This window comes from Rahnella sp. 1L-D-7-B-C2, assembly GCF_057290995.1.
The window spans coordinates 513,423-539,719 of the sequence record NZ_JBXAVQ010000002.1 but is presented as its reverse complement, the minus strand read 5'-3'; the positions used below and the strand labels follow the sequence as shown (position 1 = coordinate 539,719).

The 26,297-nt window shown below is 53.2% G+C and carries 28 protein-coding genes; 25 read left to right on the top strand and 3 right to left on the bottom strand.

Going from position 1 to position 26,297, the window contains the following annotated elements; translation table 11 throughout:
* Positions 1-101: 101 nt before the first annotated feature.
* Entirely contained in the window at positions 102-695 is a 594-nt protein-coding gene (locus tag AC0Z7K_RS06220) for a Maf family protein (RefSeq protein ID WP_413529471.1), read from the bottom strand.
* A gap of 141 nt (positions 696-836) precedes the next feature.
* Here AC0Z7K_RS06220 and yceD point away from each other — a divergent pair, with 141 nt between their 5' ends.
* The 22 genes from yceD (at position 837) to AC0Z7K_RS06110 (ending at position 19,841) form a co-directional block, all read left to right on the top strand.
* Positions 837-1,361 carry a 23S rRNA accumulation protein YceD gene (gene yceD, locus AC0Z7K_RS06215; RefSeq protein WP_485613376.1) on the top strand — a complete coding sequence of 175 codons (525 nt, stop codon included), beginning with the start codon at positions 837-839 and terminating at the stop codon, positions 1,359-1,361.
* 12 nt (positions 1,362-1,373) lie between these two features.
* Positions 1,374-1,541 carry a 50S ribosomal protein L32 gene (gene rpmF / locus AC0Z7K_RS06210; RefSeq protein ID WP_013576249.1) on the top strand — a complete coding sequence of 56 codons (168 nt, stop codon included), beginning with the start codon at positions 1,374-1,376 and terminating at the stop codon, positions 1,539-1,541.
* Positions 1,542-1,589: 48 nt separating this feature from the next.
* Entirely contained in the window at positions 1,590-2,624 is a 1,035-nt protein-coding gene (gene plsX, locus AC0Z7K_RS06205; RefSeq protein WP_485613374.1) for a phosphate acyltransferase PlsX, read from the top strand.
* Positions 2,625-2,630: 6 nt separating this feature from the next.
* Positions 2,631-3,584, top strand: a complete 954-nt coding sequence (locus tag AC0Z7K_RS06200; protein ID WP_112167305.1) for a beta-ketoacyl-ACP synthase III — start codon at positions 2,631-2,633, stop codon at positions 3,582-3,584.
* A gap of 19 nt (positions 3,585-3,603) precedes the next feature.
* The gene (gene fabD, locus AC0Z7K_RS06195; RefSeq protein WP_485613372.1) at positions 3,604-4,533 is read left to right on the top strand and encodes an ACP S-malonyltransferase; all 930 of its coding nucleotides are present in this window, start codon (positions 3,604-3,606) and stop codon (positions 4,531-4,533) included.
* 11 nt (positions 4,534-4,544) lie between these two features.
* Positions 4,545-5,279, top strand: coding sequence for a 3-oxoacyl-ACP reductase FabG (fabG, locus tag AC0Z7K_RS06190; RefSeq protein ID WP_013576245.1), 735 nt, complete (start codon positions 4,545-4,547; stop codon positions 5,277-5,279).
* 153 nt (positions 5,280-5,432) lie between these two features.
* The gene (gene acpP, locus AC0Z7K_RS06185) at positions 5,433-5,669 is read left to right on the top strand and encodes an acyl carrier protein (protein ID WP_015690190.1); all 237 of its coding nucleotides are present in this window, start codon (positions 5,433-5,435) and stop codon (positions 5,667-5,669) included.
* Positions 5,670-5,770: 101 nt separating this feature from the next.
* Positions 5,771-7,012, top strand: a complete 1,242-nt coding sequence (gene fabF / locus AC0Z7K_RS06180) for a beta-ketoacyl-ACP synthase II (protein WP_413529476.1) — start codon at positions 5,771-5,773, stop codon at positions 7,010-7,012.
* A gap of 211 nt (positions 7,013-7,223) precedes the next feature.
* A complete protein-coding gene (pabC, locus tag AC0Z7K_RS06175; protein ID WP_485613370.1) occupies positions 7,224-8,021 on the top strand; it encodes an aminodeoxychorismate lyase in 798 nt (265 codons plus the stop codon).
* 14 nt (positions 8,022-8,035) lie between these two features.
* On the top strand, positions 8,036-9,061 hold the full coding sequence (gene mltG / locus AC0Z7K_RS06170) for an endolytic transglycosylase MltG (protein ID WP_485613369.1): 1,026 nt from the start codon (positions 8,036-8,038) through the stop codon (positions 9,059-9,061).
* Positions 9,051-9,707, top strand: coding sequence for a dTMP kinase (tmk, locus tag AC0Z7K_RS06165; protein WP_485613368.1), 657 nt, complete (start codon positions 9,051-9,053; stop codon positions 9,705-9,707). The genes mltG and tmk overlap by 11 nt, the downstream gene beginning before the upstream one ends.
* The gene (gene holB, locus AC0Z7K_RS06160) at positions 9,704-10,723 is read left to right on the top strand and encodes a DNA polymerase III subunit delta' (RefSeq protein WP_485613367.1); all 1,020 of its coding nucleotides are present in this window, start codon (positions 9,704-9,706) and stop codon (positions 10,721-10,723) included. The genes tmk and holB overlap by 4 nt, the downstream gene beginning before the upstream one ends.
* Positions 10,724-10,755: 32 nt before the next feature.
* Complete coding sequence (locus AC0Z7K_RS06155) at positions 10,756-11,550, top strand: metal-dependent hydrolase (protein WP_485613365.1); 795 nt, start codon at positions 10,756-10,758, stop codon at positions 11,548-11,550.
* A 337-nt stretch (positions 11,551-11,887) separates the two neighbouring features.
* Complete coding sequence (gene ptsG, locus AC0Z7K_RS06150) at positions 11,888-13,321, top strand: PTS glucose transporter subunit IIBC (RefSeq protein ID WP_413529482.1); 1,434 nt, start codon at positions 11,888-11,890, stop codon at positions 13,319-13,321.
* A gap of 188 nt (positions 13,322-13,509) precedes the next feature.
* Positions 13,510-13,869, top strand: coding sequence for a purine nucleoside phosphoramidase (hinT, locus tag AC0Z7K_RS06145; RefSeq protein ID WP_485613363.1), 360 nt, complete (start codon positions 13,510-13,512; stop codon positions 13,867-13,869).
* 3 nt (positions 13,870-13,872) lie between these two features.
* A complete protein-coding gene (locus tag AC0Z7K_RS06140; RefSeq protein WP_485613361.1) occupies positions 13,873-14,241 on the top strand; it encodes a YcfL family putative periplasmic lipoprotein in 369 nt (122 codons plus the stop codon).
* Positions 14,242-14,262: 21 nt separating this feature from the next.
* Positions 14,263-14,859 (top strand): penicillin-binding protein activator LpoB, encoded by a 597-nt coding sequence (gene lpoB / locus AC0Z7K_RS06135; RefSeq protein ID WP_485613360.1) that lies wholly within the window; start codon positions 14,263-14,265, stop codon positions 14,857-14,859.
* Positions 14,860-14,878: 19 nt separating this feature from the next.
* The gene (locus tag AC0Z7K_RS06130; protein WP_485613402.1) at positions 14,879-15,682 is read left to right on the top strand and encodes a phosphotransferase; all 804 of its coding nucleotides are present in this window, start codon (positions 14,879-14,881) and stop codon (positions 15,680-15,682) included.
* A 36-nt stretch (positions 15,683-15,718) separates the two neighbouring features.
* Complete coding sequence (nagZ, locus tag AC0Z7K_RS06125) at positions 15,719-16,759, top strand: beta-N-acetylhexosaminidase (protein ID WP_485613401.1); 1,041 nt, start codon at positions 15,719-15,721, stop codon at positions 16,757-16,759.
* Positions 16,760-16,810: 51 nt separating this feature from the next.
* Positions 16,811-17,353, top strand: a complete 543-nt coding sequence (ycfP, locus tag AC0Z7K_RS06120) for an alpha/beta hydrolase YcfP (RefSeq protein ID WP_485613359.1) — start codon at positions 16,811-16,813, stop codon at positions 17,351-17,353.
* A gap of 309 nt (positions 17,354-17,662) precedes the next feature.
* Complete coding sequence (locus tag AC0Z7K_RS06115) at positions 17,663-18,967, top strand: NAD(P)/FAD-dependent oxidoreductase (protein WP_413529487.1); 1,305 nt, start codon at positions 17,663-17,665, stop codon at positions 18,965-18,967.
* Positions 18,968-19,304: 337 nt separating this feature from the next.
* Positions 19,305-19,841 (top strand): glycine zipper 2TM domain-containing protein, encoded by a 537-nt coding sequence (locus AC0Z7K_RS06110; RefSeq protein ID WP_413529488.1) that lies wholly within the window; start codon positions 19,305-19,307, stop codon positions 19,839-19,841.
* A 72-nt stretch (positions 19,842-19,913) separates the two neighbouring features.
* On the opposite strand, the gene AC0Z7K_RS06105 is transcribed toward AC0Z7K_RS06110, so the two are convergent.
* Entirely contained in the window at positions 19,914-20,897 is a 984-nt protein-coding gene (locus tag AC0Z7K_RS06105; protein ID WP_485613357.1) for an XdhC family protein, read from the bottom strand.
* Positions 20,884-21,498 (bottom strand): nucleotidyltransferase family protein, encoded by a 615-nt coding sequence (locus AC0Z7K_RS06100; protein ID WP_485613356.1) that lies wholly within the window; start codon positions 21,496-21,498, stop codon positions 20,884-20,886. Before AC0Z7K_RS06100 ends, AC0Z7K_RS06105 begins: the two co-directional genes overlap by 14 nt.
* A gap of 218 nt (positions 21,499-21,716) precedes the next feature.
* On the opposite strand from AC0Z7K_RS06100, the gene AC0Z7K_RS06095 reads away from it, so the two are divergent.
* The 3 genes from AC0Z7K_RS06095 to AC0Z7K_RS06085 are packed head-to-tail and all read left to right on the top strand — an operon-like array spanning position 21,717 to position 26,292.
* Positions 21,717-24,506 (top strand): xanthine dehydrogenase family protein molybdopterin-binding subunit, encoded by a 2,790-nt coding sequence (locus tag AC0Z7K_RS06095; protein WP_485613355.1) that lies wholly within the window; start codon positions 21,717-21,719, stop codon positions 24,504-24,506.
* Entirely contained in the window at positions 24,503-25,051 is a 549-nt protein-coding gene (locus AC0Z7K_RS06090; RefSeq protein ID WP_485613353.1) for a (2Fe-2S)-binding protein, read from the top strand. The genes AC0Z7K_RS06095 and AC0Z7K_RS06090 overlap by 4 nt, the downstream gene beginning before the upstream one ends.
* Positions 25,051-26,292, top strand: coding sequence for a cytochrome c (locus tag AC0Z7K_RS06085; RefSeq protein ID WP_485613352.1), 1,242 nt, complete (start codon positions 25,051-25,053; stop codon positions 26,290-26,292). The genes AC0Z7K_RS06090 and AC0Z7K_RS06085 overlap by 1 nt, the downstream gene beginning before the upstream one ends.
* Positions 26,293-26,297 lie beyond the last annotated feature (5 nt).

Here is a 26,297-nt window from a genome sequence, read left to right as displayed (position 1 = left end):
CGGCGACCCCACCTGTCGTTAAAATACAAAACGCCCGATGAAATTCATCGGGCGTTATAAGGCTAAAAAGTGTCAACCTATAGCAGGACTAGTCACTCTGACTAAAGAAGCGGATTAATACTGTGCCCGCGCAGCAGGCCCAAAAGGGCAATCAGCGGTAAACCAATCAATGTGTTTGGGTCACGCCCGGTCAGGCTCTCAAATAATGTGATCCCTAACCCTTCACATTTAAAACTGCCCGCGCAGTCGTAGGGTTTCTCACGGTGCAGATAGCCGGAAATTTCCTCATCGTTTAATGCCCTGAACGTGACATCAAAGGTTTCGCACAATGTCTGCGCTTGTGAAGTTCGCGCATCGAGCAGGCTGAGGCCGGTATAAAAGGTTACGGTTCGACCACTGGCAGCGCGCAGCTGACGAAAAGCATTTTCGAATGTATAGGGTTTACCGGTGATATGGCCGTCGATGACACAGACCTGATCAGACCCGATAATCAGATATTCGGGGTACGAGTTGCTCAGTGCGCGAGCTTTAGATTGTGCCAGCCGCTGCACCAGAACCTCTGGTTTTTCAGCTTCCAGCGGCGTTTCATCAATATCGGGCGCAGCACAGGTAAAGCTGAGGCCGGTCTTATCAAGCAGTGCCTTTCTGTAGACTGACGTAGAGGCCAAAAGCAGTTTTGCAGGAAGTGTTGTCATAATTTTTTTCACAAAGCGTAGCGTTATTCAATCGTACATTTTAAACTGTTGGCCGCTGTGGAAGCGAATATTGGTGAAAGGTGCGGTTTTGAGGCCTTTTTCTTTGACTCTATGTCGTTACAAAGTTAATATGCGCGCCCTATGCAAAAAGTAAAATTACCCTTAGCCGTTGATGCGATTCGTACAGCCCAAAAGCGTTTAGATTACTCCGGTATCTATTCGCCTGGTCAGGTGACACGATTAGCGGCATCAGTGGTGAGCGTTGATTCTGATGTCCAAACTTCTTTGTCGTTTGATATCGACAATCTGCGTCTGGCCGTTATTAATGGTCAGTCTGATGTTACTGTGACTCTGGAATGCCAGAGATGCGGTAAGACGTTTGAGCACCAGGTTTACGCAAAATATTGTTTTAGTCCTGTTCGCAATGATGAACAGGCTGAAGCATTACCGGAAGCGTACGAGCCGATCGAAGTCGATGAGTTTGGCGAAGTTGATCTGCTGGCGATGATTGAAGATGAAATCATTCTTTCACTGCCTGTCGTTCCGGTACATGAATCTGAACACTGTGAAGTGTCCGACGCGGACATGGTATTCGGTAAACTGCCTGCAGAGGTGGAGAAACCTAATCCATTTGCCGTATTAGCGAGTTTAAAGAAAAGTACTTAAGGAGTAAGGTCCATGGCCGTACAACAGAATAAACCAACCCGTTCTAAACGTGGCATGCGTCGTTCACACGATGCTCTGACCACTTCCACTCTGTCTGTGGACAAGACTTCTGGTGAAACTCACCTGCGTCACCACATCACTGCCGACGGTTTCTACCGCGGTCGCAAGGTTATCGGCTGATATTTGCCAGCTACTTATTCACGTGATAAGTGCTAGCAAGGCGATACCTTGACTCGTCTAACCCTCGCGTTAGATGTAATGGGCGGGGATTTCGGTCCATCCGTCACAGTGCCTGCTTCATTGCAGGCACTTATCTCTAATTCTAAATTAGACCTTCTTCTGGTCGGCATTCCCGACGAAATCACACCTTTCTTAGCCAAAGCCGATCCTTCTTTATCAGAACGAATTCGGATAATTCCTGCTGAATCCGTTATAGCCAGCGACATGAGAGCGTCACAAGCTATACGTGCCAGTAAAGGAAGCTCAATGCGTGTGGCGTTGGAACTGATCAAAAGTGGTGATGCACAGGCATGTGTCAGCGCGGGAAATACCGGCGCGTTGATGGGATTAGCTAAACTGGTTGTAAAACCTCTGGATGGTATTGAGCGCCCGGCGCTGATGAGCGTATTGCCCAATCAGCAGCGAAGTAAAACGGTGGTGCTCGATCTGGGGGCGAACGTTGAGTGTGACAGCACGATGCTGGTTCAGTTTGCCGTAATGGGTGCAGTGATGGCGGAGGAAGTTGTGGGTATCAGTAATCCCCGCGTCGCCTTGCTGAACATCGGCGAAGAAGAAAGCAAAGGGCTGGATAACATCCGCGAAGCCGCAGCTATTTTAAAAAAAACCACGTCTATCAACTATATCGGCTATCTTGAAGGCAATGACCTTCTGACTGGCAAGACCGATGTGATGGTGTGTGATGGTTTCGTCGGAAATGTTACGCTTAAAACCATGGAAGGTGTAATAAGGATGTTTTTGTCACTGTTAAAATCCTCTGGAGAGGGTGGCAAGAAGGCCTGGTGGTTGAAGTGGTTGGGTCGGATTTTACAGAAGAAATTGCTAAAGCGTTTTAGCCATCTCAACCCCGACCAGTATAATGGCGCATGTTTGTTAGGATTACGCGGCATCGTTATTAAAAGCCACGGTGGAGCAAATCAGCGTGCGTTTGCTGTTGCTATCGAACAGGCCGTGCAGGCGGTGCAGCGGCAGGTCCCTCAGCGGATCGCCGCGCGCCTTGAAGCTGTATTACCCAAGAGTGACTGATCGTACATGTATACAAAGATTCTCGGTACGGGGAGCTATTTGCCCGTGCAAGTCCGGTCCAACGCCGACTTAGAAAAAATGGTGGATACCTCCGACGAGTGGATTGTCACCCGTACAGGTATTCGTGAACGTCGTATCGCTGCTCCGGATGAGACTGTGGCCACAATGGGCCTGCACGCAGCAGAAAAAGCACTTGAAATGGCCGGCGTCAGCGCAAGCGACGTAGGTTTAATCATTGTTGCAACAACCTCATCTTCACACGCATTCCCGAGCTCAGCCTGCCAGTTGCAGAATATGCTGGGTATCAAGGATTGCGCAGCGTTCGATCTTGCTGCGGCCTGCGCAGGATTTACTTATGCGCTGAGCGTGGCGGATCAATACATCAAGAACGGTGCAGTAAAACATGCGCTGGTGATCGGTTCTGATGTGCTTTCCCGTAAACTCGATCCTCAGGATCGCGGTACGGTGATTCTCTTTGGCGACGGTGCGGGCGCAGTTTTGCTTGGCGCATCTGAAGAGCAGGGCATTATTTCCACTCACATGCACGCAGACGGCCATTATGGCAATCTGCTGACGTTACCGTACCCAAGCCAGACTGAGCCGGAAAAACCTGCTTATGTAACTATGGCCGGTAACGAAGTCTTCAAAGTCGCGGTAACTGAGCTGGCGCACATTGTTGATGAAACGCTGACGGCGAATAACCTCGATCGTTCCGAACTCGACTGGCTGGTTCCGCATCAGGCGAACCTGCGCATCATCAGTGCCACAGCGAAAAAGCTGGGCATGGGAATGGAAAAAGTCGTGGTTACGCTAGATCGTCATGGTAATACCTCTGCGGCCTCGGTGCCTGCGGCATTTGACGAAGCAGTGCGTGATGGCAGAATTCAGCGCGGGCAATTAGTGTTGCTCGAAGCATTTGGCGGTGGCTTTACCTGGGGCTCGGCGCTGGTACGTTTTTGATTTAACAGGATCATATAAAATGACAAAAATTGCAGTTGTTTTCCCTGGTCAGGGTTCTCAGACGCTCGGTATGCTGGCTGATTTAGCCGCTGCGCATCCGATTGTTGAAGAAACATTTACCGAGGCTTCTTCGGTGCTGGGGTACGATTTATGGCAGCTGGTGCAAGAAGGGCCCGCTGAAGAACTGAATAAGACCTGGCAGACACAGCCTGCATTGCTGGCGGCCTCCGTGGCTATCTGGCGCGTTTGGCAGCAGCAGAACGGCACTCAGCCTGTTCTGATGGCTGGCCACAGCCTGGGTGAATATTCTGCGCTGGTCTGTGCCGGTGTACTGGATTTCAAACAGGCTATTTCGCTGGTTGAACTGCGTGGCAAACTGATGCAGGAAGCAGTCCCTGCTGGAACAGGTGCTATGTATGCCATCATCGGTCTGGATAACGACGCGATCGCTAAAGCGTGTGAAGAATCCGCGCAAGGTCAGGTTGTTTCTCCGGTGAACTTCAATTCACCGGGTCAGGTGGTGATTGCGGGCAACAAAGAAGCCGTTGAGCGCGCCGGTGCTGCCTGTAAGGCGGCGGGTGCAAAACGTGCGCTACCGCTGCCTGTCAGCGTGCCTTCCCACTGTGCTTTGATGAAGCCAGCGGCAGACAAAATGGCCGTTGCGCTTGAAAACATTACCTTCAGTGCACCGCAGTTCTCTGTGGTAAACAACGTTGATGTTAAAGTAGAATCCTCTCCGGAAGCCATCCGTAGCGCGTTGGTTCGTCAGTTATACAGCCCGGTGCGCTGGACTGAGTCTGTCGAATTCATGGCCGCACAGGGTGTAGAGCAGTTATTAGAAGTAGGACCGGGCAAAGTACTGACCGGTCTGACTAAACGTATTGTTGACACCCTGACAGCTGCCGCAGTGAATGACACGGCAAGTCTGGCAGCGGCGCTTGAGCAATAAAAGAGGATAATATGAGCTTCGAAGGCAAAATTGCACTGGTTACCGGTGCCAGCCGTGGTATTGGCCGCGCTATCGCAGAAAAACTGGTTGCTGGCGGCGCGAAAGTGATCGGCACCGCGACCAGCGAGAAAGGCGCGGAAGCGATCGGCGAATATTTAGGCGAAAATGGCAAAGGGATCATGCTCAATGTGGTTGATTCTGCATCTATTGAGCAAGTATTGGCGACGATTCGAGCTGAATTTGGCGAAATTGACATTTTAGTTAATAATGCCGGCATCACCCGTGATAACCTTCTCATGCGTATGAAGGATGATGAGTGGCAGGATATCCTGGATACGAATCTGACTTCGGTGTTTCGGCTGTCAAAAGCTGTCATGCGAGCTATGATGAAGAAACGGTGTGGACGGATTATTACAATTGGTTCCGTTGTTGGCACCATGGGTAACGCAGGGCAGGCGAACTACGCGGCGGCTAAAGCTGGCTTGATTGGTTTTAGTAAGTCTTTGGCGCGTGAAGTTGCTTCACGTGGCATTACTGTCAACGTCGTGGCTCCCGGCTTTATTGAGACGGATATGACAAGGGCGTTGACAGATGATCAACGCGCAGGCATTTTGTCATCAGTTCCAGCCAACCGGTTGGGCGATGCCAAAGAAATTGCCAGCGCCGTTGCTTTTTTAGCCTCTGACGAGGCCAGCTATATCACGGGCGAAACATTACATGTCAATGGCGGCATGTACATGATTTAAAAATTACGAAACTATTTGCGTTTTTTGCGGTAAAAACCGCAAAATAGAGCAAATTCGTGGTTTGAATAGCCTGGATTTAGTTGCATCTTTTTCAACATTTTATACACTACGAAAACCATCGCGAAAGCGAGTTTTGATAGGAAATTTAAGAGTATGAGCACTATCGAAGAACGCGTTAAGAAAATCATCGTTGAACAGCTGGGTGTTAAACAGGAAGAAGTAGTGAATGCTGCATCTTTCGTAGACGACCTTGGCGCTGATTCTCTCGACACCGTTGAGCTGGTTATGGCTCTGGAAGAAGAGTTTGATACCGAGATCCCTGACGAAGAAGCTGAAAAAATCACTACTGTTCAGGCAGCAATTGATTTTATCAACGCTAGCCAACAGTAAGCGTACATGCTTTAAGTTTAGATAGTTAGGCGGTCATTTGACCGCCTAAGTTTTTTTTATCCCACGGTATTACTACTTTTTTCCCTCCCTGGAGGACACCCGTGTCTAAGCGTCGAGTTGTAGTGACTGGACTGGGCATGCTGTCTCCTGTCGGCAATACTGTAGAGTCCACTTGGAACGCTCTCCTTGCCGGTCAGAGTGGCATTAGCCTGATCGACCATTTTGATACTAGCGCCTATGCAACACGGTTTGCTGGCTTAGTAAAAGATTTTAACTGTGAAGAGTTCATCCCGCGCAAAGATGCCCGCAAGATGGATGCCTTTATTCAGTATGGTATTACTGCCGGTATTCAAGCGATGCAAGACTCAGGGCTTGAAGTGACCGCTGAGAACGCGACACGCATTGGTGCGGCGATCGGTTCCGGCATCGGCGGGCTTGGTCTGATAGAAGAAAACCACACATCATTGGTTAACGGCGGACCACGCAAAATCAGTCCTTTCTTCGTGCCATCAACTATCGTAAACATGATTGCCGGTCATTTGAGCATTATGTTTGGATTACGTGGACCGAGTATTTCTATTGCAACAGCCTGTACTTCTGGCGTACACAACATTGGCCATGCGGCACGTATCATTGCGTATAATGACGCAGACGTGATGCTGGCAGGCGGCGCGGAAAAAGCCAGTACCCCGCTGGGTGTCGGTGGTTTTGGCGCGGCCCGTGCGTTATCAACGCGTAATGACAACCCTCAGGCGGCGAGCCGTCCATGGGATAAAGACAGAGACGGATTCGTTCTTGGTGACGGCGCTGGTATCATGGTGCTGGAAGAGTACGAACACGCCCGCAAACGCGGTGCAAAGATTTATGCTGAGATCGTCGGTTTTGGGATGAGCAGTGACGCGTACCACATGACCTCGCCGCCGGAAGACGGTGCTGGTGCCGCTCTGGCGATGGAAAATGCATTAAACGACGCTGGCATTTCTGCTTCTGCCATTGGTTATATTAACGCACACGGTACATCTACCGCTGCAGGCGATAAAGCCGAAGCTCAGGCTGTGAAGTCAGTATTTGGTGCCGACGCGCACAAAGTTCTGGTGAGTTCCACTAAGTCGATGACTGGCCACCTGTTAGGTGCAGCGGGTGCAGTGGAATCTATCTTTACCGTTCTCTCTTTGCGCGATCAGGCAGTTCCACCGACCATCAATCTGGACAATCCAGATGAAGGTTGCGATCTTGATTTCGTGGCTCACGAGGCGCGGCAGGTCAAGGGGATGGAGTATACACTGTGCAACTCGTTCGGATTCGGTGGCACCAATGGTTCTCTGGTGTTCCGTAAAGTCTGAGTCAGTCAGTGATGCTGAAATGAAAGGCCCGTTAATCGGGCCTTTTTGCTGTCTGCATAAAAGTACTGAAGTCTCAAACGACAGCTCAACAGAAGGCGTGTTCATGCCCGTTGAGCGTTTGGGTTCGATAAAGTAGGAATGCTCCACTTGTTGCGTGGTGTCTGCTCACGCAGGCTCTGCTGTCAGAATAGTGCGCCCGGAGGGTATAACCATGTGGATTAACGGTGTGGCAACAAAGACGTTGCTGGCAGGCGACCGCGCTGCGCAATTCGGCGACGGGTGTTTTACCACCGCGCGGGTGATTCAGGGCAAAATTCAGTTTCTGCCACAGCACATCATCCGGATGCAACGTGCCGCCAGCGTCCTCATGATTGACAACGCAGACTGGCAGGCGCTGGAAGCTGAAATGATTCTGGCAGCTGCCGGACGTGAAGAAGGTGTGGTCAAAGCGATCCTCTCTCGCGGGCAGGGCGGGCGTGGCTACAGCGCCGCTGGTTGTACACAGCCAACGCGCATCGTCACTGTGTCAGATTATCCTGCGCATTATCATCAGTGGCGAAAGCAGGGCGTGACGCTCGGCTCAAGCCCGGTAGCACTGGGTAAAAATCCGCTGCTGGCGGGTATCAAGCATCTTAACCGGCTTGAACAGGTCATGATCCGCATGCATCTTGACCAGACGGACGCCAATGAAGCGCTGGTGGTTGACACTTCCGGTTGCCTGGTGGAATGCTGTGCGGCCAATTTATTCTGGCGCAAGGGTACACGCGTTTATACCCCGGATTTATCGCAGTCCGGCGTTGACGGCATTATGCGTCAGCACATAATCCGCAAACTGGGTGCCAGTACTGAATGGACGATAGATATCGTCAGCGAAACAACCGGGACGCTGAGCGATGCTGATGAGGTTCTGATTTGTAATGCATTAATGCCATTATTACCGGTGACGCAAGTGGATAAGCGCCATTTTTCCTCGCGTCATTTGTACGATTTTCTGCGCCATAGCTGTTAATAAGTGAACAAACAATGACAAACAAAAAGACCAAAATCTTCGCCCTGATAGTCCTGATCCTGCTCGGGGCGGTGGCGTTTGCCTATCACAAAGTGAAACAGTTTGCTGACCGGCCAATTAACGTCAGCAGTGAAACCCTCTTTACCCTGCCAGCAGGCACCGGGCGTGTGGTGCTGGAAACTTTGTTGATCGATAAAAAGCTCATGAAACCCAACCCGTGGTTTCCGTGGCTCCTGCGTCTTGAACCAGAATTAAGTGAATTCAAAGCGGGCACATATCGCTTTGAAAAAGGTATGACAATCCGCCAGATGCTTGAGCTGCTGAAAAGTGGCAAAGAGGCGCAGTTCAGCATCCGCTTCGTGGAAGGCTTTAAACTGAGTGACTGGATGAAAGTGCTGGATAACTCGGAATTTCTCAAACACGAACTGAAAGATAAGAGCGGCGAAGAGATCGCTGCAGCGCTGAGCATGACCGATACTAAAAATGCTGAAGGCTGGCTGTATCCTGATACCTATCATTACACCGCCGGCATGACGGATTTATCGTTGCTCAAACGTGCTCACGTGCGGATGGAAAAAACCGTTGCCGATATCTGGAAAGGACGAGCAGACTCTCTGCCGTACAAAACCCCGGCCGATATGGTGACCATGGCGTCTATCATTGAAAAAGAAACCGCAGTGAAAGGCGAACGAGCAGAAGTGGCTTCCGTTTTCATTAACCGGTTGAGAATTGGTATGCGTCTGCAAACCGATCCGACGGTCATTTATGGCATGGGTGAGAGTTACACCGGTAATATCCGCAAGAAAGATCTTGAGACGCCAACGCCGTACAATACCTACGTGATATCCGGTCTGCCACCGTCGCCAATAGCGATGCCGAGCGAAGCTTCGCTAGAGGCTGCGGCGCATCCTGCAAAAACGCCGTATCTTTATTTTGTTGCTGACGGCAAAGGCGGGCATACTTTCAGCACTAACCTTGAGAATCACAACAAGGCGGTTCGCGTGTATTTAGAGGCTCTGAAGAATAAGAATGAAAAGTAACTTCATTGTAATTGAAGGCCTTGAAGGGGCGGGCAAAACGACCGCTCATGAAGTGGTTGTGAATGCATTGCGCCGGCATGGCGTCGAAGAAATCATTTTCACCCGTGAGCCCGGCGGTACACCGCTGGCAGAAAAGCTGCGGGATTTATTTAAGCGCGGCGTGGAAGGTGAAAAACCGACCGTTAAAGCCGAAGTACTGATGCTGTATGCCGCGCGCGTTCAACTGGTGGAAACCGTTATCCTGCCTGCGCTGGCGCGAGGTGCATGGGTGGTTGGCGATCGTCACGATCTCTCTTCACAGGCCTATCAGGGCGGCGGTCGCGGTATTGACGCTAAACTCATGAGTTCGCTGCGCGATACCGTGCTCGGTGATTTCCGCCCGGACCTGACGCTGTATCTCGACTTGCCGCCGGCTATTGGTCTGCAACGCGCCCGTGCGCGCGGTGAGCTGGATCGTATCGAGCAGGAAGCTTTGCCGTTCTTTGAACGTACACGCGCCCGTTATCTGGAACTGGCCGCCGAAGACAGTCGCATCAAAACTATCGATGCTTCGCAAACCATTGAGCAGGTGACCGCATCCATCGAACAGACATTGAAAAAGTGGTTCGATGAGCAGCAGGCCTCTGCACAAGGCCAGACGTTATGAGCTGGTATCCGTGGCTTAGTGCCCCCTATCGTCAACTGATCGGGCAATATCAGGCCGGTCGCGGACATCACGCCGTGCTGATGCACGTTGCTGTGGGCATGGGTGATGAAGCGCTGGTTTATGGTCTGAGCCGCTGGTTACTTTGTCAGCATAAAGACGGCGAGAAGAGCTGCGGAAAATGCCACAGCTGCCAGCTGATGATTGCCGGAAATCACCCGGACTGGCATGTGTTACAACCGGAAAAAGGTAAAAACTCACTGGGCATCGATCCCGTGCGTCAGCTGATCGAAACGTTGTACAACTATTCACAGCAGGGTGGTGCGAAAGTGGTGTGGATCCCGCAGACAGAATTGCTGACGGAAGCTGCCGCCAATGCCTTGCTCAAAACACTGGAAGAACCGCCTGCCGGGACCTATTTCCTGCTGGGTTGCCGGGAACCCTCGTCTTTGCTGGCGACTATCCGCAGTCGCTGTTTCTACTGGCATCTGCCGGTGCCTGAAGAAGCATTATCGGTGCAGTGGATCAACCGCCAGATGAGCGCCGATCCCGTTTCAGTTAAAACCGCGTTACGCCTGACCAACGGTGCACCGCTTTCTGCGCTAGAACTGTTGCAGCCGGAACGCTGGAAACAGCGCGTGGCGCTTTGCCAGCAGCTTTACATCCAGAGTCAGCAACAGGATATGTTGTCGCTGCTACCGCAGCTAAACCATGACGATGCCGCCGATCGCATCTACTGGCTGGCCTCGCTGCTGCTTGATGCCATCAAATGGCAGCAACACGCAGCACAGTTTATTCTCAATCATGACCAACAGCCGCTTATCGCGCTGCTGGCCAGTGTGCAGTCCAACGCTTCGCTGCAACAGTCTGTCTCAGCCTGGATGCAGTGCCGTCGGCAGTTGCTGTCTATCGTGGGTGTGAACCGCGAACTTCTGCTCACCGAACAGCTGTTGGAATGGGAGCAAATGTTGCAGGGCGCAGTGTCTCCTTCCCACTTCAGCTCAGGCATGATGCGCTGATCCCCACTTTTAATCGTAATGAGTTAACTACTATGTTTTTAGTCGATTCCCACTGTCACCTTGACAGCCTGGATTACAACGAACTGCATTCAGGCGTGGATAACGTGCTGGAAAAGGCGCGCGAGCGTGACGTGAAATTTATGCTGGCGGTGGCGACCACGTTGCCGGGCTATGAGGCGATGACGCAACTGATTGGCGATCGCCCGGACGTGGCATTTTCCTGCGGTGTTCATCCGCTGAACATTGACGATGGTTATGAATTTGCCGAACTGCGCCGTCTGGCAGCCAGCCCGAAGGTTGTGGCGCTGGGTGAAACCGGTCTGGATTATTTCTATCAGAAAGAAGCACACCAGCTGAAGCTGCAACAGGATTCGTTCCGCGAGCACATCCGCATTGGCCGTGCGCTAAATAAACCGGTGATCGTGCATACACGCGATGCGCGTCAGGATACGCTGGATATCCTCAAAGAGGAAAATGCAGGGGAGTGCGGTGGCGTTCTGCACTGTTTTACCGAAGATCTGCCGACGGCGGAATTCCTGCTGGATCTCGGTTTCTACATTTCGTTCTCCGGGATTGTGACGTTCCGAAATGCTGAAGCCTTACGCGAAGTGGCACGTTATGTACCGCTCGATCGCCTGCTGGTGGAAACGGATTCGCCGTATCTGGCGCCGGTGCCTCACCGTGGGAAAGAGAATCAGCCTGCGTATGTACGCGATGTGGCCGATTACATGGCTGTACTCAAAGGTGTCAGCGTTGAACAGCTCGCAGAAGCTACCACCGCAAACTTTTCACGATTATTTCACATCGATACTTCCTCCTTGATCTAGGCTGTAGCTTAGTCATATTCGCTGGATTTATTTTTCACCTCGTAATTAATCATCTGAATGAGGTATCTTGGCACCGTTTTTCGGTTGTCAGGAGACCCTCATTCGGATTTTATGCGGCAAAGTGACGGTTTTTAATCCGGTTTTTCGGCATTTTTCAGAAAAACGTGACTGCCATCAAACATTAACAAAGGGAATTATTTTACCCTGCGTAAAAATTAAAAGGGGTGCTCAGACACCCGACTGTAAAAGGCTCAACGAGCTTTTTACAAAGCGGTCAGTTATCAGACGAACCGCATGAAGTATCAAAAAGCATCATTACTCAGGAGCACACTCAATTATGTTTAAGAACGCGTTTGCAAACCTTCAGAAGGTCGGTAAATCGCTAATGTTGCCCGTTTCCGTACTGCCAATCGCAGGTATCCTGCTTGGCGTCGGTTCCGCAAACTTTAGCTGGCTGCCACTGATCGTTTCCCATGTTATGGCCGAAGCCGGTGGTTCAGTCTTCGCTAACATGCCTCTGATCTTCGCTATCGGCGTTGCATTAGGCTTCACCAACAACGACGGTGTTTCTGCACTGGCGGCAGTTGTGGCCTACGGCATCATGGTGAAAACCATGGCAGTTGTGGCCCCTCTGGTTCTGCATTTGCCGGCTGAAGAAATCGCATCCAGCCATCTGGCGGATACCGGCGTACTCGGCGGTATTATCTCCGGTGCGATTGCGGCATACATGTTCAACCGTTTCTACCGCATCAAGTTGCCAGAATATCTGGGCTTCTTCGCCGGTAAACGTTTTGTGCCTATCATCTCCGGTATGGCCGCTATCATCCTGGGTGTGGTTCTGTCCTTCATCTGGCCGCCAATCGGCAGCGCAATCCAAACCTTCTCCCAATGGGCTGCTTACCAGAACCCGGTTGTGGCATTTGGTATCTACGGTGTGGTTGAGCGTGCGCTGGTACCCTTTGGTCTGCATCATATCTGGAACGTTCCATTCCAGATGCAAATCGGTGAGTACGTGAACTCCGCAGGTCAGGTCTTCCACGGCGACATTCCTCGTTATATGGCCGGTGACCCGACTGCGGGTAAACTGTCCGGTGGCTTCCTGTTCAAAATGTACGGTCTGCCAGCTGCTGCAGTTGCTATCTGGCATTCAGCGAAACCTGAGAACCGTGCGAAGGTCGGCGGCATCATGATCTCCGCTGCGCTGACCGCGTTCCTGACCGGTATCACCGAGCCAATCGAATTCTCCTTCATGTTCGTTGCGCCGATCCTGTACGTGATCCACGCAATTCTGGCAGGTCTGGCGTTCCCAATTTGTATCCTGTTGGGTATGCGTGATGGCACCAGCTTCTCACACGGTCTGATTGACTTCATTGTGCTGAGTGGCAACAGCAGCCGTATCTGGCTGTTCCCTCTGGTTGGTGCGGTATATGCAGTGGTTTACTACAGCATCTTCCGTTTCCTGATTGCCAAACTGGATCTGAAAACGCCGGGTCGTGAAGACTCTGCCAGCGAAACGACTACTCAGGGCGGTTCAGAAATGTCTGCGTCTCTGGTTCAGGCTTTCGGTGGTAAAGACAACATCACTAACCTGGATGCCTGTATCACCCGTCTGCGCGTCAGCGTGGCTGATATCTCCAAAGTTGATCAGGCTGGCCTGAAAAAACTGGGTGCAGCCGGTGTGGTTGTGGCAGGCTCTGGTGTTCAGGCAATTTTCGGCACCAAGTCGGATAACCTGAAAACCGATATGGACGAGTACATGCGCAGCCATTAATGCTGAGCAGTATGAGTTCTGAGAGAGGAGGCTTCGGCCTCCTTTTTTCATGCCTGCGATTTGCTATTTCGCACTCGCTGGCGCTTTCTGCGTCAATTAACCAGCTAAAAGCGTAATCAGGTTGAAAGGAATGGAAATTCTAACCCATACTGCGTACATCGCTTTTTACTATGTTAAGGACAGTTAAGATGGCCGAAGAGACAATTTTCAGCAAAATCATACGCCGCGAAATTCCGGCCGATGTGGTTTATCAGGACGAACTCGTCACCGCGTTTCGCGATATTTCTCCTCAGGCACCCAGCCATATCCTGATTATTCCCAACGTTCTGATCCCAACCATGAACGATGTGGATGCTACGCACGAAGCTGCACTTGGGCGCATGATGACGGTAGCGGCGAAAATTGCGGAACAGGAAGGGATCGCCGAAAGCGGCTATCGCCTGATCGTTAACTGCAACCGTGACGGCGGGCAGGAGGTTTATCATATTCATATGCACCTCGTCGGCGGCCGCGCGCTGGGCCCATTGCTGTCGCGCCAGCAAGGATAAAATATGCGATTTTTGATGGCATTATTGCCAGTGCTTTTGTTGATGGGATGCAGCAGCCGTCCGGGTATTGCGCTCAATAATCAGCAGAGGATTGTGATGGAATCGCCTGTTCTTACCGCGGGAATCATTCCCAGTTCGCCCACCGTGGGTGAATCCGGTGGACAAAAACAAGCCACCAGCACGCTCAATAACAACCAGCCACATGCTGTGACGCTGCATTACCGTTTCTTCTGGTATGACAAACAGGGGCTGGATTTACTGCCCGTCGCCGAGGCGCGTACGGTCATTGTGCCTGCCAATAGCAGCGTGGAAATCAACTCGCTGAACGGCAATCTTGATGCGTACAGTGTGCGCCTTTACCTTTATCTCTAATTTCCAAAACGGAGCAGGTTGATGAAAAAGTATTTCCTCATTGTGGCAATGGCCGCACTGATCCTCGGTGGTTGTACGTTACCAAACCAGCAGCAGCCACAACAGCCGGAACAACCGCAGCAACCGCAAGAGCCGCTGCCGCCAGTGAATCCGCCAGTGCCGGAGCAACCACCGGTTCAGCCTGTTCCTCAGCCGCCGAAATTTGCCAATATTGACTGGACGGCGACCGTTTCGCCGCTGCTGACAAAAATGCTCAAGGCCGAAGGCGTGCAGTCCGGCAGCGTTCTGTTGGTGGATGGCGTGAAAAACAGCACCAACGGTTCGCTGCAAACCGCCAAAGCGACGGAGGCGTTACGTAACGCACTGGCCAACAACACCACTTTCCAGGTTGTTCCAGCCGAACAGTTGGCGTCTGCCAAACAGTCTTTAGGATTATCCCCTGACGATAGCCTGGCGTCTGTCAGCAAAGCCATTGGTCTGGCGAACATTGTCAAAGCGCAATACGTTCTTTACAGCACGGTGAGCGGAGATGTGAAAGCGCCGACGATGTCGATGCGTCTTCTTACCGCGCCGAGTGGCGAAATTGTCTGGTCAGGCCGCGGTGCCGTTCAGAATTAATCCTCAGCTTACGCAACTGATTGAGCAACATTATCCGGCGGTGAAAACCGCCGGTTTTCATTTGTCACCTGTTGCCGGGCTGACCGGCGAGAGCTGGAAAATCAGCATGTCTTCCGGTGAAATGCTGGCGCGTTTTCACTCACCTGACCGACAGGTTTCGGGGGCTGACCGGCGACGCGAGCATTCGATTTTGCGGCATATTGCTCGGCATAATCTTGGCCCTTGTGTCAGACTTTATTCTTCGCCATGGCTCTTAGTTGACTGGCTCGACGGCGCGCCGCTGGCGGATGATGTCTTTGCAGGTGTGGCTCAGGATGTGCTGACTCAGTCTTTAGTGAAGTTGCATAATCTGCCGCTTACAGGTTACCGGCTGGATTTGCATCAGCAGTACGCACGTTACTGGCAGCACATTGACCGCCGTCGTCTGACGCCGCGCTGGCTGCGGCTGCATAAAAAGATGATGAGCCTGAGGCAGCCCGCGCCGCTGCGATTATCCTTAGTACATATGGATATTCACGCAGGCAACGTGCTGAATACGCCGTACGGCCTGCGTCTGATTGACTGGGAATATGCGGCGGATGGAGATATCGCGCTGGAACTGGCGGCAATGGTTCGCGGTAATGGCTGGAACGCAGCGCAGCAGCATGCACTGGTGCAGCGCTACGTTGATGCGGGAGGTTATCGTGATTTCCATCTTTTACAGCAGCAGGTGAATTGCTGGTTACCCTGGGTCGATTACCTGATGCTGATGTGGCTTGAAGTCCGCTGGCAGCAAACCGGCGCGCTGAAATATTGTGAATGGGCGCAACCGCTGCGCCCATAGCGAAATCTGAACTGATTGAAAGGAGTGCTCATCTTGTTGGGACCTGTAATGCTGGATGTGGCTGGCTATGAGCTGGATGCCGAAGAACGTGAAATTTTGCAGCATCCGCTGGTCGGCGGGCTAATTTTATTTACCCGTAACTATCATGACGTGGAGCAGTTACATGAACTGATCCGTCAGATCCGTGCAGCGTCACACGACAGGCTGGTACTGGCCGTCGATCAGGAAGGTGGACGCGTGCAGCGTTTTCGCGACGGATTTACCCGTCTGCCTGCTGCACAGTCTTTTGCGGCACTGAATGAACCGCACGAAGCGGGGCGGCTGGCGCAGGAAAGCGGCTGGCTGATGGCCTCTGAAATGATTGCAATGGATATCGACATCAGCTTCGCGCCGGTGCTGGATATCGGCCATATCAGCGCAGCTATCGGTGAGCGTTCATTCCACGCTGAACCGCAAAAAGCGCTGGAGATGGCCGAACACTATATTCGCGGCATGCATGCGGCGGGCATGAAAACTACCGGCAAGCATTTTCCGGGGCACGGCGCGGTCAGTGCGGATTCTCACAAAGAGACGCCGCGTGACGATCGTCCGCTGGAGGTTATCCGCGAGCATGACATGGCCATTTTCCGCCAGCTCAATGAGCGCAAATTACTCGATGCTGTCATGCCTGCGCACGTTATTTATACTCAGGTCGACCCGCGTCCGGCCAGCGGTTCACCTTACTGGCTGCAACAAATTCTTCGCAAAGAGCTGGGCTTTGACGGTGTGATTTTCTCAGACGATTTATCGATGGAGGGCGCGGCGATCATGGGCAGTTACGCCGAGCGCGGTCAGGCTTCTCTGGATGCCGGATGCGACATGATTCTGGTGTGTAACCATCGTGAAGGCGCGGTGAGCGTGCTGGATAACCTGTCTCCGGTCAAAGCAGAGCGTGTGGCGCAGTTGTATCATCGCGGACGCTACACGGGAAAAGAGGCCCGTCAGGACCTGCTCAATTCAACCCGCTGGCAGCAGGCAAACCGTGATTTAACGGCGCTGGATGCCCGCTGGCAGGAACACAAACAGGCTGCCCGGTAACGGTTTTTGAACCGCATGAGGGTGTCTCGCACATTCAGGATGAGGTAAACGATGATTATCTATTTGCATGGTTTCGATTCAACCAGTCCCGGTAACCACGAGAAAGTCTTGCAGTTACAGTTCATTGACCCGGACGTGCGCTTTATCAGTTACAGCACGCTACATCCGCGCCACGACATGCAGCACTTGCTGAAAGAAGTCGATAAAGTGCTGCAAGAAACCAGCGATCCGCATCCGCTGATTTGTGGCGTTGGCCTCGGCGGTTTCTGGGCCGAGCGCATCGGTTTCCTGTGCGGCATTCGTCAGGTAATGTTCAATCCGAATTTGTCGCCGCAGGACAATATGGCGGGAAAAATCGACCGCCCTGAAGAGTACGAAGATATCGCTACCAAATGCATCAGTGATTTCCGGGAGAAAAACCGTGACCGCTGCCTGGTGATTTTATCCCGTGAAGATGGCGTACTCGACAGCAGTAAAACCGCTGAGAACCTGCATCATTATTATCCGGTTGAATGGGACGACAAGCAGAGCCATAAATTCAAAGATATTTCGATGCATTTGCAGCGCATCAAAGCCTTCAAAAATATCGTCTGACGGCAATAACCGAACATCAAACCACTGCCTTGCGCAGTGGTTTTTTTATGGCCGACATACACCGGTGCTTCGCTTTTATCCCTCCCTTTGTGCTAACTCGCTGATTTGAAATCGTCAAAATCTATGCCAAATCATAAACTGAAATCAGACAAATCAATTTAAATTGACCTGCATCAATTTTGGTATGACCAAATCACCACGCATGATATCCTCACTCTCAGATACCGATTTAACTTAAGCAACCCTATGTAATATAAGGATTATTTTTTAACTCTTATATAACAATTGGTTCACATTTAGGGGGTCATTTTGACATCACCAATCAAGAAAATAGTGATAATTGGCGGCGGCGCGGGCGGACTGGAGCTGGCAACCAGCCTCGGGCATAAGCTTGGCCGTAAAAAGAAAGCGGAGATCATTCTGGTCGATCGTAATCACAGCCATTTATGGAAACCGCTGTTGCACGAAGTGGCGACCGGCAGCCTGGATGATGGCGTGGATGCGCTGAGCTATCTGGCGCACGCCCGCAATCACGGCTTTACTTTCCAAATCGGTTCCCTGACCGATATTGATCGTGAAAATCAGACCATCAAACTGGCTGAAATTCGTGATGAAAACGGCGAAATGCTGGTGCCGGTGCGCGATATTGCCTATGACCAGCTGGTGATGGCGCTGGGCAGCACCTCCAACGACTTCGGCACACCGGGCGTGAAAGACAACTGTATCTTCCTCGATAATCCGCATCAGGCGCACCGTTTCCATAACGAAATGCTCAATCTGTTCCTGAAATTCTCCGCCAGCGCAGATAAACAGAAAAAAGTGAATATCGCCATTGTTGGCGGCGGCGCGACCGGCGTTGAGCTGTCCGCTGAACTGCACAACGCGGTGAAGCAGCTGCACAGCTACGGTTTTGAAGGGCTGGACAGCGAAGCGCTGAACGTCACGCTGGTGGAAGCCGGTGAACGCATTCTGCCTGCGCTGCCACCGCGTATTTCTGCGGCTGCCCATCAGGAACTGACCAAGCTGGGTGTGCGCGTTCTGACGCAAACCATGGTGACCAGTGCTGATAAAAATGGTCTCAACACCAAGTCTGGCGAATTTATTGATGCTGATCTGATGGTCTGGGCAGCGGGTATCAAAGCGCCTGACTTTATGAAAGAGATTGCCGGTCTGGAAACCAACCGTATCAATCAGCTGGTGGTCGAGCCGACGCTGCAAACCACACGTGACCCGAACATCTACGCGATCGGTGACTGTGCATCCTGCCCGCAGCCGTCCGGTGGTTTCGTACCGCCACGCGCGCAGTCTGCACACCAGATGGCGTCCCGCTGTTTCGCCAACATCATGGCGCAGCGCAAAGGGCAGAGCCTGAAACCTTACGTCTATAAAGATCACGGTTCACTGGTCTCTCTCTCCCGCTTCAGCACCGTCGGCAGTCTGATGGGTAACCTGATGCGCGGTTCGATGATGGTAGAAGGGCGTCTGGCGCGACTGGTTTATGTTTCCCTGTACCGCATGCATCAGATTGCGCTGCACGGCTACACCAAAACCGGCCTGATGATGCTGGTCGGTGGAATCAACCGCGTGATCCGCCCGCGTCTGAAGCTGCACTGATACGAACCGGTCGACTTTTTTCACTGTCGGCTGAATCGTTTCACACTCATTTCTATTCTAAAAGCCTGTTTACTACAGGCTTTTTTTATTCAGGCGGAGGCAGACACTTAAAGCCCGGTTTTGTCCGCTAAGAATGCTCTGAAACACCTCGTTACACCCGCAATTCCCGCATTTACAGACTTCGTCTTATTGTTCCTTAACGCTTCAGAGTACAAACTTTAACAAGTTCATAGCCGGCGATTCACGCACGCCGAACCTCAGGATATAAAGTTTTCCACTGAGGTATGTGCCCTGAGTAAGGCGCAATATGCGTGGTAACATTTTCGGAGGAAGTCCTGTGAACAAGTCAATGTTAGCTGGGGTCGGTATTGGTGTGGCTGCGGCATTGGGCATTGCCGGTGTGGCGAGCATGAATGTCTTTTCATCTGAGCCGCAATATGCGCAGGTTGTCAGCGCAACGCCAATCAAAGAGACCACGAAAACGCCACGTCAGGAATGCCGTAACGTCACTGTGACTCACCGCCGTCCTGTACAGGATGAGCATCAGATCGCCGGTTCCGTTCTGGGTGCCGTAGCGGGTGGTGTGCTGGGTCATCAGTTCGGTGGCGGACGCGGTCGCGATGTGGCGACAGTTGCCGGTGCGCTGGGTGGCGGCTATGCCGGTAACCGCGTACAAAGCAGCATGCAGGATAACGACACTTACACCACACAGCAGCAACGCTGTAAAACCGTGTATGACAAAGAAGACAAAATGCTCGGGTATGATGTGACCTACAAAATAGGCGATCAGCAGGGCAAAGTGCGTATGGACCATGATCCAGGCACGCAAATCCCGCTCGATAAAAGCGGCCAGTTGCAGCTTACCCGTTCATAACCAACCGGTAAGTCGCAAACGAAAAGCCTGAGGTGCAAACCTCAGGCTTTTTTTGTTCATATTTCTACTGCGTCAGGCGGCGACGCTGTGGGTTTTCATCCCGTTTTTATGCTTAACGATGTCGGCCATCACCGCCAGCGCAATTTCTGCCGGGGTTTTGCTGCCGATCGATAAACCGACCGGGGCATGAAGACGGGCGAAATCATCGGCTGAGAAATCAGCGATAGTTTGCAAGCGTTCGCGACGCCGTGCGCTGTTGCGCTGCGAGCCCATTGCGCCGATATAAAAGGCAGGCGTATTCACCGCCTCCATCAGCGTCAGGTCATCCATACGCGGATCGTGGGTCAGCGCCACAATCGCCGTGTTGGCGTGACAACTTTCCCGTTCGAGATACTTCGCAGGAAACGCCTTCTCCAGCCGTATTTCCGCTTTCAGCAGCGGCAGGAAGTTTTCCAGCACGTCTTCGCGACATTCGCACACCACTACTTCAAAGCCCAGTGCACAGGCAAAGTCGGCGCAATACAGCGCGACGCTCGAGAGTCCGGCAATCAGTAAGCGCGGGGGAGCAGCCAGATGCAGGTACACACAGTCGCCGTTACGCACTACCTGTGTGGCGCTGTGATACTCCGTCAGCGTCAGATGGTCACAGGCAGCGGGCAGGGTGAGCGCTTTTTCCAGCGCATAATGCCCGGCCAGCGCCATTCCCATACGTTGCAGATAATCCAGATTCCCGGGCGTGGCGGGCAAATATTCGATCAGCACATCGAGCGAGCCGCCACAGGGCAGCGCAATGTTTGGCGTTAAACCGCCGTCGCCATAACGCACAATCTGGCTGGATTGCTGATAATCACCAGCGGCTATCCGTTGTAAAAAATCTTCTTCCACACAGCCGCCGGAAAGTGATCCGCAATAGCGGCCATCATCGGTCGCCACCATCAGTGCGCCCGGTGCGCGCGGGGAAGAGCCGTAGGTTGTCAGTACGGTACACAACCACACCGGCTGATGGACCAGCCATTCGCGCGCCTGAGAAATAACCTGATTATCAAGATGCTGCATGCAGATTTCCGTTCAAAAGCGCCGGGGAAAGGGAAAGGTCATCGGGCAAGTCAATGTCTGTGATCACGTTCGAAGTAGTGAAATCAATGCGCAGCAGGTCATGGCTGCGGATAAGCTCGCGTGCATCATGATCGCCACGCAGTTGCAAAAGTTTGTCGCCCATTTCACGGGCAAAACCGACCGGATGCCCCGGCTCATTTTGCCAAAAAGGGCGCACCACCGGTTTGAGATGCAGGGTATCGGCCACGGTGGCAAAAATGTCTGGCGTAACGAACGGCATATCGGCGAGATGGACAAGCCAGCCGTCCCACTCCGGCGTATTGCGCACGCCTGCGGCAATGGATCCACCGGTGCCCGTGCTTTCCGTCAGCGTAAACGGCACACCTTCTCTGCGACAGCTGGCCTGCACCTGCAGGTTGCCGGCACGCGTCACGACATGTACCGGCAGTCCACTTTCCAGTGCATGACCGAGTGTCATGTCAAAAACGCTGGCAGCATTTTCTGCTGTTTCTGACAGTGCGGCATTCAGCTTGTTTCCTTCGCCACCTGCGGCGATAAACCGGCTCCCCAGCCCTGCGGCGAGAAGAATAATACCTGCCATCTTGCTCTGATCCCTTTTGTACATTGTTTGCGCAACAGAATTAATTATCCCACTATTTTGCGCAAATTTGTGAACGAAATATTAAAAATGTGTTTTCTGTCATGACTTTCCGCACCTCATCTACCTATAATCGCCCGCGTTAAACGGTATTTGCAGAATTTATGACAAATTGTAAATATGCCGGACTATAAGAAAGACAATAAGAAGCAAGGAAATTTATGAGCAACTTCAACCCGTCCAGGCGGCGCTTTGTGAAAGGCGCTGTAATCGCTGGTGTCTCCGTTTATCTCGCGCCGCTGCACAGCCGTGCTTATGCGGCACTCTTCGAAGAAAAAATCCTGCAATCGCCGCAGTGGGACGCACAAAACAAACGCGTCCGTTTCCGTATTGACGGAAAAGCCAAAGTCATGGGGCAGAAAGTGTTTGCCCGCGATATCCGCGCCAAAGATATGCCGCACTGGCCGCAGAAACAGGCGCACGCCTTTATCCTGCGCGTCACGCAGGCAGACAGAACCTATGCAGGGCTGGATTTATCGCTGCTCGGTGAGGATCTGCAACCCGATCAATTAGTCACCGCCGACGTACTGGCGCGCGACGGTCTGGCATTCCCGGCATTTTACGGCGAAGACATGCTGCTGCCGGAAGGCAAAACTCCGGCCTATCTCGGTCAGGCGGTGGCCATTCTGGTATATCAGGATTTCGCCAAATTTCGCTTTGCGAAAAACGCACTGAAATTCAAAGATGAGGTGGTGCGCTACGGTGAGAAAACCGGCCCGCTGGAGCGCGATCCCTGGGGCACTTTCCGCTTTGTACGCGTCGGGGGAGAAACCGCGTTTGAAGACGATCGTTTCTCCAGCCTGAAAGATATGCCGGTGTTCCCGACCGGTATGCGCAAACATCTGCCGGTCTGGCCGGAAGGGCGTGAAGGCGGCAAGCTTGATGAGCAGGGTATGTTCTACGCCGGTGAAATGGCAGACGAACTGAAATCACCACCGCAGGACTGGCTGGTGATGTCTCGCCGTTTCACCACGCAATCTGTCGATACCTCCGCGCTTGAACCCGACAACGCCAACGGCTGGTATGACGCCGCCACGCAAACGCTGCATATGGTGGTGCCGACGCAGTCACCGCAGGAAGTCGCAGATGAAATGCCGCGCATGATGGCTAAAGCCCATCGCACGGTGAAAACACTGATCATGCATCCTTGCTACACCGTCGGTTACGGGTCGAAAGATCATTATAACTTCCCGTATTACGGCGCGGTGGCAGCGATGTACGGTGACGGTACTCCGGTGCGTCTGGCGAATGACCGCTTCGAGCAGTTCCAGTCCTCCCTCAAGCGCCATGCGTTTGATATGAATTATGACATTGCGGTGAACCGTGAAACCGGGATGTTGCAATCGTTCCATGCGGCGATGACCGCAGACGGCGGCGGACGCAGCAACTTCACACCGTCTGTGGTGATGGTTGGCGCAACCGCTGCGCAGTCGATCTACTATTTCCCGAAAAGTGATTTATCCGCCGTCGGGCTGGCATCCCGTGCGCTGGATGCCGGTTCCGCCCGTGGTTACGGCACGCTGCAAAGCATGGCCGCCACCGAAATGATGATGGATGAACTGGCCGCCGAACTGAAGTTAGATCCGATTGCCTTCCGGATTCGCAACGTATTGAAATCAGGTATGAAAAACACCCAAGGGGCTATTCCGGCCGGAGCGATTCGTGCGGATGAAGTGCTGGAAAAAGCCGCCGTCCATCCGTTGTGGACGGAGCGTGAAAAACGTAAAGCTGCCTATGAAAGCCAGAATCCGGGTAAACGTTACGGCGTCGGGTTTGGCTGCGTGCAGAAAGATTTCGGTACTGGCGCGGAAACGTCGTTCGCCCGCGTCGAAATCAGTGAAAACGGGCAGATAAGCCTGTGGCACAGCGGTGCGGAAATGGGGACGGGCATGTCCACGTCACAGTCCGTGCTGTGCGCCGAATGGCTGGGCAAACCGGCTGAGCAGGCGCATTTCTCGGTGACCGACTGGTCAGTGCTGCCGGTGGAAACCAGCGGCGATCCGTACATTATGTCGCAGGAAGAACAGGACCAGCTGCAAAAAAATCCGCGCTGGTCGCCGTCATACTGCTCGCCGTCGAGTGCCAGTAACTCGGCCTATTACTTTTCTCACAGCACCCGTGAAGCGGCGCGTCTGGTCTTCGATCACGGCCTGTGGCCGGCGGCAATGGCTCTCTGGCAAACGGGTATTGGCGGCGGACAGGCTGCGCCCTACATCGTGCGCAAAGAGGATGCCCGCTGGGTAGAAGGCGGCCTGACGGCCAACGGGATGCAAATTCTCAGTCTTGAGACGCTGGCAAAAAAAGCCTACGAGATGCAGGGACTGACCGGCGCGGCGGTTCACGTTTTCAACCGCTGGCAGTGGGCTGAAGCCGATTTCACATTGAACAATGCGCGTCAGCGCGTACCGGTTGACGGCATGTCAGTGCGTAACGGCGCGGGCGAGTACCAGACGCTGGCGCGTGACGCGGTCTATTACCCGCCGACACAGCGTAATAACGCCTCTGTGACATATTACAGTGCGGTTGGCACGCTGGCTGAAATCGCGGTGGATATCGCCACCGGCAGCGTCGAATTACTCACGCACCATTCGATTATGGAGTGCGGAAATCTGATCGTGCCCGAGCTGGTCTCCGGCCAGTTACAGGGCGGGTTGGCGATGGGGATCGGTCACGCATTGCATGAATATTTGCCGCTGTACGAAGACGGGCCGGGTAATGGCACCTGGAACTTCAACCGTTACCACCTGCCGCGCGCCAGCGATGTGGCGGTCTGGAAACAGACCAGCGAGATCCTGCCTGCGCTGTCGGAAACCGATCCGCCGAAAGGCATGGCCGAAGTGGTGATGATCCCGGTCGTCGCTGCGCTGGTGAACGCCATCGCCCACGCCACCGGCCACCGTTTCCGTGATTTGCCCGTCCGTGCTGAAAATATTCGTGAGGTTTTACAATGAGCATCAAAACACAGCCGTTAGAGCTGACTATCAATAATCAACATTACGGTCCGCTGGAGGTTCCCGAAGGCCTGATGATGATCGACTTCCTGCACGAATACGTTGCGCTGACCGGTTCTCGGCTCGGCTGCGGGCAGGGCATCTGTCACGCTTGCGTGGCAATTGTCGATCACGACAGCAGCACCAGCGAAGAGGTGCGTACCTGCATCACTGGCGCACATTTTTTCAATGGTAAAAAAGTCCGTACCGTCGAAGGTCACGCCAAAACCGATGATAAAGGTGAAGTCCAGCTGTCGCCGGTGCAGCAGGCATTTATGGAGCATTACAGCTTCCAGTGCGGTTACTGCACACCGGGATTTGTGAATGCCGCGACGCTGCTGCTGGAGCGGCTGGAAAAACAGCCGATCGCGCTTGTCGATCTGGAAAGCGCCATCGAAGGTGCGCTGGAGAATCACATCTGCCGCTGTACCGGTTACGTCCGTTATTACGAAGCGGTGCGTGACGTAGTGATGAAAACGCCGGGTCTTATCAGGGAGCACGCGTGATGAAAAAACGTCTTTTCCTCGCGCTGCTGGTGGTGATCGTGATCATTATCGCGGTGCTGTGGTGGCGGGAAAACCGCACGCTGGACGCACCGGTGCAAAAAATCACGGCGGACACCGCGCAGACAGAACGGGGCCGTTATCTGGTTCAGGCATCTGACTGCGCCGCGTGCCACACCGCGTCTGGCGGCGCACCGCTGGCGGGAGGCTATCCGCTGGAAACGCCGTTCGGCAAGATTTTCGGCAGCAACCTGACGCCGTCCGCCGACGAAGGCATTGGCCGCTGGACGTCGGATGATTTCTATCTGGCGCTGACAAAAGGCGTAGCACCGGGCGGACGCCATTTGTATCCGGCGATGCCCTACACCTCGTATAAAGGTGTGACGCGTAAGGATTCGGACGACATGTATGCGTTTCTGATGACCCGCCCGGCGGTGAATCAACCGGTGCCGGAAAACGAGATGCCATTCCCGTTCAATCAGCGCATGGCAATGATCGGCTGGAACCTGTTGTTCCGCACTGCCGATCCGATGCCCGCCAGCTCGCAGGGTAATTCTGCCGACTGGCAGCGCGGGCAGTATCTGACGGACGTCCTCGGCCACTGCGGCGAATGTCATACGCCGCGCGGTAAGCTGGGACAGATGGATACCGATAACAACCTGAAAGGCGGAACGCTTGGTCGCATCACCGCGCCGGACATTTCCCCGCAGGCGTTGGCTCAGCGCGGCTGGAACCCTGCCGATCTCAGCCGTTTCCTCGCAACCGGCATCGCGCCGCAGGGATCGGCGTTTGATGAAATGCATAAAGTTATCGATCTCAGCACCCGTCATCTGACCGACGACGATCACCGTGCCATCGTCACCTATCTGCTGGGGGATAAACCGCCAGTTGCAGTACCGGTGAAAATCGGGCAGGGCGGCAATGATGCGGGGCGGATCACTTACCTGGATCAATGTTCTGGCTGCCATATGGCCGACGGCTCCGGTAAACCGCACGTCGCCGTAGCGATGCAAAATAACGCCACGCTGCGCCAGCCCGATGGCCGTAATCTCATCGTCTCAGTGCTCGATGGTTTACCGGCGCAGGCATTTCCCAATGGAGAAAGCATGCAGTCCATGCCGGGTTTTGCGGATCGTCTGAACGACGCCCAGATCGCCGAAATGGTCAACTATCTGCGTGTCACCTTCGGCGGCCTGCCGGGGGATATCACACCTGAACAGGTGAAGGCGCTGCGGAAAAAATAAAGTTG

Coding starts and splice junctions, on each gene's coding strand:
- AC0Z7K_RS06220 (WP_413529471.1), bottom strand. CDS start 695: ATGACAACACTTCCTGCAAAACTGCTTTTGGCCTCTACGTCAGTCTAC.
- yceD (WP_485613376.1), top strand. CDS start 837: ATGCAAAAAGTAAAATTACCCTTAGCCGTTGATGCGATTCGTACAGCC.
- rpmF (WP_013576249.1), top strand. CDS start 1,374: ATGGCCGTACAACAGAATAAACCAACCCGTTCTAAACGTGGCATGCGT.
- AC0Z7K_RS06200 (WP_112167305.1), top strand. CDS start 2,631: ATGTATACAAAGATTCTCGGTACGGGGAGCTATTTGCCCGTGCAAGTC.
- fabD (WP_485613372.1), top strand. CDS start 3,604: ATGACAAAAATTGCAGTTGTTTTCCCTGGTCAGGGTTCTCAGACGCTC.
- fabG (WP_013576245.1), top strand. CDS start 4,545: ATGAGCTTCGAAGGCAAAATTGCACTGGTTACCGGTGCCAGCCGTGGT.
- acpP (WP_015690190.1), top strand. CDS start 5,433: ATGAGCACTATCGAAGAACGCGTTAAGAAAATCATCGTTGAACAGCTG.
- pabC (WP_485613370.1), top strand. CDS start 7,224: ATGTGGATTAACGGTGTGGCAACAAAGACGTTGCTGGCAGGCGACCGC.
- mltG (WP_485613369.1), top strand. CDS start 8,036: ATGACAAACAAAAAGACCAAAATCTTCGCCCTGATAGTCCTGATCCTG.
- tmk (WP_485613368.1), top strand. CDS start 9,051: ATGAAAAGTAACTTCATTGTAATTGAAGGCCTTGAAGGGGCGGGCAAA.
- holB (WP_485613367.1), top strand. CDS start 9,704: ATGAGCTGGTATCCGTGGCTTAGTGCCCCCTATCGTCAACTGATCGGG.
- AC0Z7K_RS06155 (WP_485613365.1), top strand. CDS start 10,756: ATGTTTTTAGTCGATTCCCACTGTCACCTTGACAGCCTGGATTACAAC.
- ptsG (WP_413529482.1), top strand. CDS start 11,888: ATGTTTAAGAACGCGTTTGCAAACCTTCAGAAGGTCGGTAAATCGCTA.
- hinT (WP_485613363.1), top strand. CDS start 13,510: ATGGCCGAAGAGACAATTTTCAGCAAAATCATACGCCGCGAAATTCCG.
- AC0Z7K_RS06140 (WP_485613361.1), top strand. CDS start 13,873: ATGCGATTTTTGATGGCATTATTGCCAGTGCTTTTGTTGATGGGATGC.
- lpoB (WP_485613360.1), top strand. CDS start 14,263: ATGAAAAAGTATTTCCTCATTGTGGCAATGGCCGCACTGATCCTCGGT.
- ycfP (WP_485613359.1), top strand. CDS start 16,811: ATGATTATCTATTTGCATGGTTTCGATTCAACCAGTCCCGGTAACCAC.
- AC0Z7K_RS06105 (WP_485613357.1), bottom strand. CDS start 20,897: ATGCAGCATCTTGATAATCAGGTTATTTCTCAGGCGCGCGAATGGCTG.
- AC0Z7K_RS06100 (WP_485613356.1), bottom strand. CDS start 21,498: ATGGCAGGTATTATTCTTCTCGCCGCAGGGCTGGGGAGCCGGTTTATC.
- AC0Z7K_RS06095 (WP_485613355.1), top strand. CDS start 21,717: ATGAGCAACTTCAACCCGTCCAGGCGGCGCTTTGTGAAAGGCGCTGTA.
- AC0Z7K_RS06090 (WP_485613353.1), top strand. CDS start 24,503: ATGAGCATCAAAACACAGCCGTTAGAGCTGACTATCAATAATCAACAT.
- AC0Z7K_RS06085 (WP_485613352.1), top strand. CDS start 25,051: ATGAAAAAACGTCTTTTCCTCGCGCTGCTGGTGGTGATCGTGATCATT.